The 12,241-nt window shown below is 33.8% G+C and carries 12 protein-coding genes; 5 read left to right on the top strand and 7 right to left on the bottom strand.

Annotated features, from left to right (window positions below):
• Nucleotides 1–214: 214 nt before the first annotated feature.
• Together PH4a_RS00315 and PH4a_RS00310 are read right to left on the bottom strand one after the other, a co-directional pair.
• On the bottom strand, nucleotides 215–661 hold the full coding sequence (locus PH4a_RS00315) for a hypothetical protein (protein WP_129036899.1): 447 nt from the start codon (nucleotides 659–661) through the stop codon (nucleotides 215–217).
• A 177-nt stretch (nucleotides 662–838) separates the two neighbouring features.
• Nucleotides 839–1,018, bottom strand: a complete 180-nt coding sequence (locus PH4a_RS00310; protein ID WP_064720430.1) for a GhoT/OrtT family toxin — start codon at nucleotides 1,016–1,018, stop codon at nucleotides 839–841.
• Between the two features lie 658 nt (nucleotides 1,019–1,676).
• Here PH4a_RS00310 and PH4a_RS00305 point away from each other — a divergent pair.
• Nucleotides 1,677–2,219 (top strand): DUF924 family protein, encoded by a 543-nt coding sequence (locus tag PH4a_RS00305; protein ID WP_129036897.1) that lies wholly within the window; start codon nucleotides 1,677–1,679, stop codon nucleotides 2,217–2,219.
• A 70-nt stretch (nucleotides 2,220–2,289) separates the two neighbouring features.
• On the opposite strand, the gene PH4a_RS00300 is transcribed toward PH4a_RS00305, so the two are convergent.
• Genes PH4a_RS00300 through PH4a_RS00290 form a run of 3 tightly spaced genes read right to left on the bottom strand, consistent with a single transcriptional unit; the run spans nucleotide 2,290 to nucleotide 6,131 of the window.
• The gene (locus PH4a_RS00300; RefSeq protein WP_129036895.1) at nucleotides 2,290–3,066 is read right to left on the bottom strand and encodes a dimethyl sulfoxide reductase anchor subunit family protein; all 777 of its coding nucleotides are present in this window, start codon (nucleotides 3,064–3,066) and stop codon (nucleotides 2,290–2,292) included.
• A 3-nt stretch (nucleotides 3,067–3,069) separates the two neighbouring features.
• Nucleotides 3,070–3,687, bottom strand: a complete 618-nt coding sequence (locus PH4a_RS00295) for a DMSO/selenate family reductase complex B subunit (RefSeq protein ID WP_023581764.1) — start codon at nucleotides 3,685–3,687, stop codon at nucleotides 3,070–3,072.
• 11 nt (nucleotides 3,688–3,698) lie between these two features.
• A complete protein-coding gene (locus PH4a_RS00290) occupies nucleotides 3,699–6,131 on the bottom strand; it encodes a DMSO/selenate family reductase complex A subunit (protein WP_129036893.1) in 2,433 nt (810 codons plus the stop codon).
• Between the two features lie 942 nt (nucleotides 6,132–7,073).
• Here PH4a_RS00290 and PH4a_RS00285 point away from each other — a divergent pair.
• Nucleotides 7,074–8,714: a hypothetical protein gene (locus PH4a_RS00285; protein ID WP_129036891.1), complete on the top strand. Its 1,641-nt coding sequence runs from the start codon at nucleotides 7,074–7,076 to the stop codon at nucleotides 8,712–8,714.
• A gap of 86 nt (nucleotides 8,715–8,800) precedes the next feature.
• Here the strand turns inward: PH4a_RS00285 and PH4a_RS00280 are convergent, their stop codons facing one another.
• The gene (locus tag PH4a_RS00280; RefSeq protein ID WP_129036889.1) at nucleotides 8,801–9,379 is read right to left on the bottom strand and encodes an HdeD family acid-resistance protein; all 579 of its coding nucleotides are present in this window, start codon (nucleotides 9,377–9,379) and stop codon (nucleotides 8,801–8,803) included.
• Nucleotides 9,380–9,573: 194 nt separating this feature from the next.
• Between PH4a_RS00280 and PH4a_RS00275 the strand changes: the two genes are divergently transcribed.
• Nucleotides 9,574–10,431, top strand: a complete 858-nt coding sequence (locus PH4a_RS00275) for a D-amino-acid transaminase (protein WP_129036886.1) — start codon at nucleotides 9,574–9,576, stop codon at nucleotides 10,429–10,431.
• A 149-nt stretch (nucleotides 10,432–10,580) separates the two neighbouring features.
• Here the strand turns inward: PH4a_RS00275 and PH4a_RS00270 are convergent, their stop codons facing one another.
• A complete protein-coding gene (locus tag PH4a_RS00270) occupies nucleotides 10,581–11,141 on the bottom strand; it encodes a helix-turn-helix domain-containing protein (protein ID WP_129041744.1) in 561 nt (186 codons plus the stop codon).
• Between the two features lie 85 nt (nucleotides 11,142–11,226).
• Here PH4a_RS00270 and PH4a_RS00265 point away from each other — a divergent pair, with 85 nt between their 5' ends.
• Nucleotides 11,227–11,889: an AzlC family ABC transporter permease gene (locus tag PH4a_RS00265; RefSeq protein WP_129036884.1), complete on the top strand. Its 663-nt coding sequence runs from the start codon at nucleotides 11,227–11,229 to the stop codon at nucleotides 11,887–11,889.
• On the top strand, nucleotides 11,886–12,221 hold the full coding sequence (locus PH4a_RS00260) for an AzlD domain-containing protein (protein ID WP_129036881.1): 336 nt from the start codon (nucleotides 11,886–11,888) through the stop codon (nucleotides 12,219–12,221). The genes PH4a_RS00265 and PH4a_RS00260 overlap by 4 nt, the downstream gene beginning before the upstream one ends.
• Nucleotides 12,222–12,241 lie beyond the last annotated feature (20 nt).

Here is a 12,241-nt window from a genome sequence, read left to right as displayed (position 1 = left end):
ATTTAACAAAATAAAATGGTGGAATATTAGATATTAATTCGTTAATAAAATCTAAGCTAAAAGAGTTATCTTTAGATCGTTTAAATTAATAATATCTAGTTTTGAAAATATTATTTTTAGTTATTATTTTTCAACATTAACAGGGCTACTATCTTAGACAATAGCCCTGTTAAATTAATAATCTATCTTTATTTTATAGAAAATAGCAATTAAATCATGCATTCATTAATGTAATTTGCCAAGATCTATCTAATTCTCTTTGGCTATAAATATAAAAATGACCTTTAATAATAAATATAGCACCTGATTTGTTAAAACCTTCAAAATAATCATGAGTATCAGTTGATAGCAATTTCCCATCACCTTGAATTAAAAATAATTCAAAGTATTTGCTATCTGAGGAAATACAACATAAATATTGTTTTCCATTTGCAGAGTCATAGATAATTTGCATGTAGTCATAATAATGCTTAAAGATATTAGTTTCAACCAATGGGCCAAATTTTCCATCAGAAGTAAGTGTCTTCGTTTCATATTTTCTGTCTCGATTCAATGAAAGCATGTAATCATTTCTTCCTACAGAAAAAGAGATATTCATAGCATAAAATGTGTCAGCTACTCCTGAAGCAGTGACTTTAGTATTACTCTTGGTTTCACTCATTTAAAATTTCCTTATTGATTTGGTATCCAATATTACTTTATCTTTATTTTTTATTTTTTAAATAATAAAAATAGATACATCTATTTTAATATTTAATTAACTATCTTAAAAAAAGAGAGTAGATATAGAAAAATTAAATAAGGAAAATAATTAGGCTATGATTATAGACTTAAAAATTTAGCTAAAAATAGAAAAAACAAGAGCCATAAAGAAACTTAATGGCCAGGTAATGGCAATCAAGAACGCACTTAGTAAACGCATGACAAGGCTAGGATCTTTTGTTAGAAAGAAAGTAACAATAAAAGAGAGTACAGCACCAACAAGGTAGCTTATTCCAATAACAGCAATGGTAGACATAACGATTCATTCAGTAGATAGACTATGACGATTGTACTCCAAATTTGTTAAAGAAACAGAGGAATAGCGCAAATTTTTAGATAAATGTCATTAGTAATGCGTGTTTTTTAATCTTTTATCTCATTATTGATCCTCATATATTTTATACAAAATAAATCGATATCCTTATAATAATATCGATTGTTATTTATTTATCTTATTGAATTATAAGTTATTTATTTACAATAAAGATTGTTGGGTAATAATACTTATTTAAGGCCTACAAAGGAATAAATGCAATATTTATTAGTATATCGTTGATTTTTTTTAAGCTATTTTGCTGTTTATTTTGTAGGCATATTGTTTGAGCTAGTTTGTTTTTATATTTATTAAAATAATAAAATATGAGATTGAAAAAATATTGTTAGCAATATTTTGAGTAGATAGAACGGTAGCTTATGGATGGCGTCACTTAATGGATATAAGTGTTCGCTAGGAAGCGATTTTAATCTCCTTTGAATCGATCCAAAGGAGATTTATTTTTTTATAAAATTGATGATAGGGTTAAGTAATAATAAGGTTTAAGATATATCACTATTAAAAGTAAGATAGTTTGAAGAAAAACTCAGGTAATAATAACGCTAATTTTTCACTAACAAGCGACAGGGTGGTTATAAATATGAATCCTTATCAACCAGTTTTAACTTTTTGGTTTGATGAATGTACTCCCGAGCAGTGGTTTAAGAAAGATGCTTCTTTCGATAAAGAAATTAAAGACAGATTTGGTTCGCTTTGTGAACAAGCCAGTCGAGCGGAGTTATCATATTGGCGAGAAAGTATTGAAGGGCGTTTAGGTGAAGTTATTATACTCGATCAATTTTCACGCAATATTTGGCGTGATACACCTCAAGCATTCTCTCAAGATAATATGGCACTTATTTTAGCTCAAGAGGCGATTCGCCAACCTGAATATCTTTCTTTAACCCCAGTTAAACGAAAGTTTTTAATTATGCCATTTATGCATTCTGAATCTAAAAAAATTCACCAAGATGCGCTGACTCTTTTCTCTCAATTAAATGATGAAAACACTTATCAATATGAACTGCGACATAAAGAAATTATTGATAAATATGGCCGTTATCCACATCGTAACGAAATTTTAGCCAGAGAATCAACACCAGAAGAGCAACTCTTCTTACAACAACCTGGTTCATCATTCTAAAAAAAATGCATACCTAAAAAGGTATGCATTTGCTTTTATTTCTTAAAATTACGTTTTAAGAAAATCAAAGTTACATCGTAATATGCCACAAATTATAGAAAGCAATACGGCCTGATAATTCAGCAATAATGACTGCTGCGGCACAAGTTGCTAGTGTCATTTTTGATGTCTGTGCTTTCAGGGCCGTGAAACCAACAATCACAATACCTAATGCTAGTACTGCAAGTTGGAATCCCCAAAAAATAGTTTGTTCTGCACTAAGTTCAGGGCCTGTAAAACCAAGGAAGCTCACGTAACCAGAACGTGTTGCCAAGGTGATAATAGCGCCAATAATAAAAGATAATGCACCTAAGCGTCTTGCACCTGTGGCCATAGCCAAAACACCACCACCAACTAACAACGTCATCCAAAATTGCAATGTTGTGTAATCAGTATTCCAGTTAGCAATGGTTGCAATATGATAAACTTGTGGAATTGACCATACAAAAGCTAATCCGAAAATAACGGTAAATAGATTACAAATTTCACGCAATCCATTCCACTTTTTCATTACTGTTAATGCAACAGTAACAAATGCAAATCCAGTAAATATGCCACTTAAAAATGCTTCGTTACTCATAGGAGAACGGCCAACACCTAATAGCATATTAAAGAAACGCAGTGGTTGCCCTACGTGTAACCCACCAATTCCTAAACCGATCAGCATTAAGATTAATGCTAAGATATTTGCGTTACGTAATTGGTTTTGATCAATTTGACCTAATTTTTTACTGATATAAGCAATAAGAAACAGCCCAGCTGCTGAAGAACCTAATACAGTAAAAAAGACTAGAGGAAGTTCATGCATGGTTTATACCTCCGCCGCATTTTGAACTGAACCGGTTTTATCACCAGAAGGTTTGGCTTCTTTATGTGCTTTGATGACGATATTTGGGTTAGTTAAGCTTGGATCTGGCATTGGTGCAATACCACACTCAGTACCATGTTTTGCTCTAATCACTTCAATATCATCAAAATCCAGTGCGCGTTGAGGACAAGACTCAACACAAACAGGTTTCATGCCTTGTGCTACACGTTCATAGCAACCATCACATTTAGACATGAGTTTTTTCTTTTCATCAAATTGTGGTGCGCCATAAGGGCAACGCAATTCGCAATAACGGCAACCTACACAAATATCTTGGTTAACAACAACTAAACCATCTTCTTCGCGTTTATGCATTGCACCAGTCGGACAACCTGCAACACAAGTTGGGTTCGAACAATGGTTACAAGAAATGGATAGATAATAACTATAAATATTTTGTGTCCAGATGCCATCTTGTTTAGCCCAACTACCACCACCATATTCATAAACACGACGGAATTTAGGGCCTAAATCTAAATCTTTTTCATCCTTGCAGCTGACTTGACAGGTTTTACAGCCAGTGCATTTAGTGGAGTCAAAATAAAAACCATATTGCTTCATGAGTTAACTCCTTATGCACGTTTCACTTCAACAAGGTTTGTATGTTGTGGATTTCCTTTAGCAAACGGCGATGGGTGCCAGCTTGTTAATGTGTTAATACATCCACCTTTATCTACACCTGTTGTATCAAGATCTCGCCATGCACCTTGTGGCACTGCAATAACGCCCGGTAAAACACGATCTGTTACTTTTACTTTAATATTTAAGCGACCGCGGCTGTTATAAATTTCAGCAATATCACCTGATTTTAAGCCGCGTTCTTGTGCATCAATTGGGTTTAACCAAAATTGATGAGGGATCGCTTCACGTAACATCGCCACATTATAGTAACTAGAGTGAACGTGACCTTTATCGTGGAAACCGGTCATTTGCAGAGGAAATTCCTCTTTCAATGTAACGTTTTCAACGCCTTCTTCATTCTTACAATATTCTGGAATAGCAGGGATACGGTCGCCTTCAGGTAAAACCCAGCCTTCGGTATCTTGCATTAATTTTTCAGAATAAATTTCAATCTTACCTGACGCTGTTTTTAATGGGTTAGCGATAGGGTCTTGACGGAATGCTTCAAGTGCAACATATTGATTACGATTAGGTAATTTACGATCTATAATCCCCATATCATTGGTTTCTGCAAAGGTAGGCAGTGCAGGGTTTTTCTCACGCATTTGGTTGTAGCAATACTCAATCCACTCTTCGTAAGTCCTACCTTCTGTAAATTGCGCTTTAGTACCCATTTTTTCTGCAATATCTGTTAAGACATCATAGCAAGGGCGGTTTTCCCAAAGAGGCTTAATCGCATTTTGTAAGCGGACAACATAGTGGTAAGCACCACTGGCGTAAGAGTTGTTAATAAGATCGTTTGTTTCAACGGTTGTTACATCTGGCAGTAGAATATCCGCGTATTTCGCAGAAGGTGTCATGTGGTTATCCCACACTAAAATAAACTCACATTTTGATTCATCTTGCAGTAAATCATGAGTTTTATTCAGGTCAGCATGTTGGTTACCAATCACGTTACTGGAATAACACCACATAAATTTAATGCCAGTATCTAGTTTATCTTTATTTCTAACACCCGCATTTTTACTGGTTAATTCTTCACCATGCGCAATCGCTTCAGACCACATAAAAGTTGGGATCAGCGTTTTTACAGGATTTGGAAGTGCGAAGCTTGCAACAGGGTAAGCAACGTTACCGCCCCAACAGCCAGTATTTGTACCAGGGCGACCAATATGACCCGACATTAATGGCAACATCATAATAGAACGACAGGCTTGTTCACCATTAGTGGTACGTTGAATACCCCAGCCTTGAGAGATCCACGCCGCTCTTGCATTACCAATTTCACGGGCCAGTTGAATAATACGCGCAACAGAAATACCCGTTAATTTACTTGCCCACTCAGGGGTTTTTGCAATGCCATCAGGTCCATTACCTAAAATGTAATCTTTATAAGAGCCATTTTCAGGTGCTGATGCAGGGAGTGTTTGCTTATCCCAACCGACGCAATATTCACGTAAGAAATCTTCATCGGTAATACCTTCTTGGATCATCACATAACCTAGTGCTGCAACTAATGCAGCGTCGGTACCTGGATAAATAGGGATCCATTCAGCACCGAGTGTTGTCACACTGTCAGTACGGCGAGGGTCGATGATGATAACTTTACTTTTGCTCTTATCTAACGCATTTAGCGTTTCATAGAACTGACCACCACCTGACATACGTGTTTCAGCAAGATTATGACCAAACATCACAACTAGGTCTGAATTCTCAATTTCCGTTAACAGAGATTCCAGCATATCGCCATAAACATAAGGGACGATACCGGTTAATTGAGAGTAAGAATAAGTGCCATAGTCACTTAAAAAGCCACCTACGGTGCTTAATAAACGTTTACATGCTGTTCTACCGTGTAAGTTTGCACCGGTAGAGCCTGTACCATATTGATAATAAATTGCTTCATTACCGTATTTTTCGATGGTGTATTGTAATTTTTCGGCGATGATTGATGTTGCTTCATCCCAAGAAATACGTTCAAATTTACCTTCACCACGCTTACCCACACGTTTCATTGGGTATTTTAAACGATCTGGGTTATACGTTTTCCAACGTACAGAACGACCACGCAGACATGGGCGAATTTGGTGAAGACCAAATGTTGAATCGTCATACATAGTTTCATTAGAAATACGACGAATAACGCCATCTTTCACATGAACTTTTAATGGACAACGGCTACCACAGTTCACTAAACATGCACTGTATTTGATAGTTTCCGCTGTTTCATCAGGACGGATACCCTGGATATTTTGAGCATTTGCAGAGAAAGGTAATGACACCGTTCCTGCCACAGCAGCAGCGCCTGAAAGAACCGCTGCAGACTGAATGAACCCACGCCGGCTCATTTCAGTAATCGAAGTATTATTTTTAATTTTTGACATTGACATTACCCTAACATTTTTCACAACAAGTAAAGTTGTATATATATGTTAAGTTATAACCCTCATACCTATAATGATTTATATCAATATAAAAAATGTTAATAACGTTATCTAAAAAAAATAACTATTAAACAAATGGTTACATATTTTGATGATATACCACTTTAGTGGTAAAAAAATATCAGTTAAATAGGATATAACAATCAATCGATATATAATAAATAACATAGCGATAATAATTAGTATATAAAAAACAAGATTGTTAACATAATAATAAAATAGAAATTCATTAATATTTGTTAATCTTTAAATAAGAAAGGGAAGATTTTTTCTGTTCAGAAATAAATTTAGTATCAGCGCTTAGTCAATTGGATATTTAATATTCAACGTATTGCAATGAATTAAGCGAAGTAAAATTTATGTTACTAAAAAACGATTGAGAAAAGTAGAATGAGAGGAGAAATAAAAAGAAAATAAAAGCCAGAAGTTGTCTCTCGATAAGATGATGATTTTTCTGGCCTCATGCTATATTTGTTTTAAATAACAAACAATTACAGTAAGCGTGATGATGATAAATGAACAACAACCTGATGCAGTTGAGTAATAAAAGAAGTCATTGATTTCATATTAAGTATCCTATTAATAAAATGTGATTCATGTCACAAATATTTTCTGATGCTGATTTTAGTCACATTCTCATAACAGTCAATAGTTTTTTTAAAAAATATTTTAAAAATTAAATTATTTTTTATTTTAGATGTGTTTATCTTGGAAGTTAATATCATTTTTAATCTGCATTAACTTTTATCATATTGTTCTTATTGGTTTTTATTTTTCATCTATTAACAATACTCAGTTGACTCTTTTCCATTGTGATTTTCTCTGCGAATTTTTGCTTTAAGCTAAAAATGGAGTCGGTAATAAAAAAAAGGAAATCACGTAATGACAATAGAAACAAAAGAAGAACGTTTGCAGAAAATCTTACAAGCTCAACAATTATCAGCTAAAAAAGTCGTGCAGTCAGGTGATAACGATAAAGATCAAGACCTAGATAAAGGAGATAAAGATATTGCTAATGGAATAGTTGTTCACTTTAAACAGATAAAAAACACACCAGATGAACCCGATCATGAAGTAAAAATTAATCAAAAAATAAAATATGAGATATCGGTTACAGGAACTGATTTACGGTTAGCTGAATGGAAAACAAGCCCTAAAGGTATTCTTGTTCTACCTAATAAAAAGGATATTTTTGTTTCAATTATTGATAGCGACAAAACGGAAGTGACCTTAACGGGAAATCGCAATGGTGTTGCTTCATTAAATCTTATTTTAAAAGATGAAAATGACGAGCAACCTCAATACAGTACAAATATTCAAATACGTGTAACTTCCACCGCACCTGATTTAAAATTTGATTGTTTAGCAACTAATTGTGAGAAATTTGAAGATCTATTAACTATTCGTTCAGAATCTATGCAGTGGCCAAGCAAATGGGAAGAGGTTTCTAAAAACTTTATTGTTCATTTAATCGATGAAGAGGGAAATGACGTACAAAATAAAGTTGTTGAGTTAGTTTTTACTAGAGATAAGAGTACGATAATTACAGAGCCTACAATAATAAAATCAGAAGATGATAGTGAGGGAAAAACAAGAACAAATAAGTATGGTATAGCAATATTTAAAGTTAAATTTAAACATGCTAAGCCTGGCGAAATAGCGGTGTTTTATGCTAGTAGTGAAAATTCAGAAACACCAGCCAAAGAGATCAAGTCAAAAGATTTTTATGTTGAGATAACCAATGAAAAACTCTCATCACCTAAGGTGCCCGCTGCATTAAACGGTGTATTGAGTTATCACAGCGATAATTATTGTGTTAATGCTAATCTTATTCTCGGTCGAGATATTAGCGAAAGTACTCAAGTCGGTTTTTATTTTAATGACCAGTTAAAAATGCTGCCGTGCACTGATAAATCAGCCATTTCAGTAAGATTAGAAAATCAAGCATTAACCAATGGTGTACATTATATCTCTTTCTTCACTGTCGATATTTTTGATAACGTGTGTTTCTCTCGTCGAGAGCGAATTATTGTTGATAATTCACTTACTGGTGAATGTGGTAAAAAAATTAAAAATATTGCCCCAAAACCTTGTATTAGTGTAACTATCCCTCAGATTTGTGATCGTTACTTTAATTCCTCTAATATACGCTTAGTTCCTACCTTATGTTTACAAATTAGAAATCGTGTTGCGAAAATGAATATTCAAAAAATGATTATTATCTTTAATGGTTATTCTAAGAATATTGGTAGTGAAAAAACACTCGTATATCGTTCTACCATGGAAATTTATGCAGACGATCCTAGATTGAAAAACTTTTTACAAGATACTACACCAAATGTTGAACCTATTAATATTGTTGAATTTGAAGACCCAGAATTAAACAGTATTCTTGCTGATGCATTGCCTAATATTGAAGTGGGCTATCTTGGTATACAGGTGATGGTATTTGAGAAAACGGGCGATTGTTATCTCTGTGGTGAAAATATGTACACTGTGGCTTTAAGACTTCCATGTGCATAATAAATTAAAGAAATTAAAGACAAAGAGCCACATTACAGTGGCTTTTTGTCTTTTATATAATAACTATTAATTTTCTTTCATTATTTTTAACGAACCATGCGTTTCATGGCACTTGTAATAGAAAAAATTGTGATTGAACTAAAAATAAGTTGGATCCCAATAAGTGTCATCACTAGTGCAACAGAATTCTGAGGACCAAAAGCAAGTAAAAAGTAGGCGACAATAAGATCTAAAAAACCGACTAATACATTAAACCAGCCATAAAAATTATCTTTGATTTGCTTGAAACCAAGAAATAAGCGTAAAACACCCGCAAAAATAAATAGAAAACCAATAAGAAAAGCGAGGCTTAACATTCCTTGCAAAGGGTCAGTAATAAAAATATAGCCTAGCAGTAAATAGATAAATCCAGCTAACAAAGTAATTAGCATTGAAGTGCCTGATGATACTTTGGTATTAAATCCAGCAATAATGCTGGTTATGGCACAGGCAAAAAAAATCACACCAAGTAGAATACTGATAACAACACCAGAAGAAAGTGGGTTAATTATGCAGATAATTCCCGCAATAAATCCTAAAACAGCAATAATATTCATAAATATGCACTGTTTCTTAACCAGATTTTCTGTTAGTTGAGATAAATTATTCTTATTAATATCTAACATAACAACCTCCCTTATTTATATTTAACGATAATAAGCTAAATTATAGCAATTTTTATCTGTATAACATGATTTCTTTAAACAAATAGTAAAAAAGTAAAACAAGATGTAGATAAAATAGCATTTGAAATGTAATTACCAAAGAGTAAGGTAGTAAAGTGATATAAAATGTAAACGAAATGAGTGACGGAGGTAAAATGACTAATATTGTTTATTTAAATCATCAGTTTGTGCCTAAAGAGCAGGCGAAAATATCTGTTTTTGACCGTGGTTTTTTATTTGCTGATGCCGTATATGAAGTTACAGCCGTTATCGATAAAAAATTAGTTGATTTTGATGGTCATTTCCAACGTTTACAGCGTTCATGCAAAGAATTAGGTTTATCACTTTCATTGTCTAAAGATGAATTAAGACAGATCCATTTACAGCTTATTGAAAAAAATTCTTTACATGAAGGATTAGTCTATTTACAAATTACACGAGGTACCGATTCATCTCGTTTTTTTGATTTTCCTTCATCATCAATACATTCAACTGTAGTCGCCTTTGTTCAGCACTCTACGGTTATTAATCATCCTAATGCAACGAAAGGGATTTCAGTGGTTACCGTTGATGATATTCGTTGGCAGCGCTGTGATATTAAAACGGTGGCATTATTAGCCGCGTGTTTAGCAAAGGATCATGCTCATCAACAAGGCGCTGATGATGCCATTTTTATTAAAGATGGATATGTGACTGAAGGTAGCTCAAGTAATTTTTTTATCGTAAATCAAAATAATGAAATAATTACACGGCCACTAAGTCAAAATATTTTACCAGGAATTACACGACAAGCACTTATTCAATTAGCAGCGGAAATGGGATTAGAAATTAAAGAACGTTTATTTACTGTTGATGAAGTCAAAATAGCAAAAGAAGCATTTATTAGTTCAGCAACAACATTAATTTGGCCTGTTATTTCAGTTGATCAAAATTTAATTAATAATGGTGATGTCGGCCCTATATCACAACGCTTGCGAAAAATTTATCTTGATAAAGCTGTAGAGAAAAAATAAAAATGAGTACTCAGACTCTATTTTGATTAGTTGAATTTTAAAATAGTTAAATACATTACCGTACTGTCTTTGTGCTTTTATTAGACAAGTCAGTACGGTAAATCTTTGTAGCATTATTATAAAATGCAAAAAATTATTAAATATAAAAATTAATTATGGTGTTCAATAATCATAACCGCAGTTGTATCGCTTTCCAGAGCGCGCAAAACGTGAGTAATATCACCGGGATAACAAATATAATCACCAGGATGTAATTCCTGTTGATTTTCTAATGTACCAACAATTGCGCTGCCACTAATTATTATAATGTGTTCAGTGACGTTTTTACTATGAGGCTCCGATACTCTATCTTTACCTGGCTGTGCAATTACTGTGTAAATATCGCGTTTGGCGCCATTAGGACAAGACGAAAGTAAAAAAGCATGATAGTAAGCTTTTTCTGCACTGATTTTAAATCCATCTCCTTTACGAATAACTTTAACTTCGGATTCTGGTGATGAAATAAGCTGAGAAAAAGGAATATTGAGAGCAACGCAAATTGCCCAAAGTGTTTCAATACTCGGATTTCCTTGTCCTGCTTCTAATTGTGATAGCGTAGATTTTGCAACACCTGCTCGCCTTGCTATTTCAGCAAGAGAAAGACCCGCTTTTTTTCTTTCTCTTGCAAAAGCTTGGGAGATAATTTCAATAGGTGTACAAGGTGATGACATCATAATTTCCTTTAAAAAATCAGCTTGCAAAAAAAACGGTCGTTCAACATAATGAACGAATCGTTCAATAAAATACACATTCTTTATGCAAATTAACAATCGCCTTGATAATAACGTACTTAGAGACATTCTGCTTGTTTCATTAGCTGATGGCATTGTTGGCATCTCTTATGGTGCATTGGCTCATACGCAAGGTTTTGATTTTTGGGTGCCATTAGCATTATCTATTTTTGTATTAGCAGGAGCATCTGAGTTTTTATTTATTGGTGTTGTTGCTATGGGAGGTAGTGCAATATACGCAGCTGTGGCTGGGCTAATGGTTAATGCTCGGCATATTCCATTTAGTATGGCGGTTAAAGATCTTCCTGGTAAAGGATTTAAATCATTACTCGGTTTTCATATTTTAAATGATGAAAGTGTTGTTTTTGGGTTATCACAACCAACAGCAGAGCAAAATAAACGGGCTTTTTGGGCTTGTGGATTAGGAATTTTAATTGCCTGGCCTTTAGGCACAATGCTCGGTGTGTATTTAGGCTCATTTATTCTTGATATAAAAATGCTGGGGCTCGATGCCATGTTTCCAGCAGTTATTCTAGCTCTTAGTTTACCTGCATTAAAAAATAAATTAACACGTAAAGCAGCGATTATTGGTAGCTTGATTGCACTAATAACAACGTTATTTTTACCTGTTGGCATACCTGTTTTACTTTCATTATTTGGTGTTTTATTTGTTGTGAGGAAAATGTGATGTCTACCACTTCTATTATTACGGGAATTGTTATTTTAGCAGTGGGAACTTATGCGATGCGAATGTCAGGAGTATTACTAAATAATAAAGCAGATATTTCTGAACGTGTAAAAGAAATTTTCTCTCTCTCTGCTATTGTTATTCTGTTTTCTGTTGCTATAACTTCCACTTTTTTTGATGGTGAGCAACTTGCCGATTTATCAAAGGTAATTGGTGTTGGAGTGGCGGGTATTTTAACATGGAAAAAGAAACCTTTTATTTTGATTGTATTAAGTGCTGCAATTGTAACGGCGGCTCTTCGGTGGTTACTCAGTTTGTTTGGAATAAATTAGAGAAATAGTAAAAACAGACT

The organism is Proteus hauseri (genome assembly GCF_004116975.1).
Classification (GTDB): Bacteria; Pseudomonadota; Gammaproteobacteria; order Enterobacterales; family Enterobacteriaceae; genus Proteus; species Proteus hauseri.
Note: the sequence above shows the minus strand (reverse complement) of the source record. Positions and strands in the feature narration are given on the sequence as shown.

Excerpts from the sequence above, each read along its gene's own strand:
- PH4a_RS00315 (WP_129036899.1), bottom strand. The coding sequence starts at position 661 with ATGAGTGAAACCAAGAGTAATACTAAAGTCACTGCTTCAGGAGTAGCT.
- PH4a_RS00310 (WP_064720430.1), bottom strand. The coding sequence starts at position 1,018 with ATGTCTACCATTGCTGTTATTGGAATAAGCTACCTTGTTGGTGCTGTA.
- PH4a_RS00305 (WP_129036897.1), top strand. The coding sequence starts at position 1,677 with ATGAATCCTTATCAACCAGTTTTAACTTTTTGGTTTGATGAATGTACT.
- PH4a_RS00300 (WP_129036895.1), bottom strand. The coding sequence starts at position 3,066 with ATGCATGAACTTCCTCTAGTCTTTTTTACTGTATTAGGTTCTTCAGCA.
- PH4a_RS00295 (WP_023581764.1), bottom strand. The coding sequence starts at position 3,687 with ATGAAGCAATATGGTTTTTATTTTGACTCCACTAAATGCACTGGCTGT.
- PH4a_RS00290 (WP_129036893.1), bottom strand. The coding sequence starts at position 6,131 with ATGTCAAAAATTAAAAATAATACTTCGATTACTGAAATGAGCCGGCGT.
- PH4a_RS00285 (WP_129036891.1), top strand. The coding sequence starts at position 7,074 with ATGACAATAGAAACAAAAGAAGAACGTTTGCAGAAAATCTTACAAGCT.
- PH4a_RS00280 (WP_129036889.1), bottom strand. The coding sequence starts at position 9,379 with ATGTTAGATATTAATAAGAATAATTTATCTCAACTAACAGAAAATCTG.
- PH4a_RS00275 (WP_129036886.1), top strand. The coding sequence starts at position 9,574 with ATGACTAATATTGTTTATTTAAATCATCAGTTTGTGCCTAAAGAGCAG.
- PH4a_RS00270 (WP_129041744.1), bottom strand. The coding sequence starts at position 11,141 with ATGTCATCACCTTGTACACCTATTGAAATTATCTCCCAAGCTTTTGCA.
- PH4a_RS00265 (WP_129036884.1), top strand. The coding sequence starts at position 11,227 with ATGCAAATTAACAATCGCCTTGATAATAACGTACTTAGAGACATTCTG.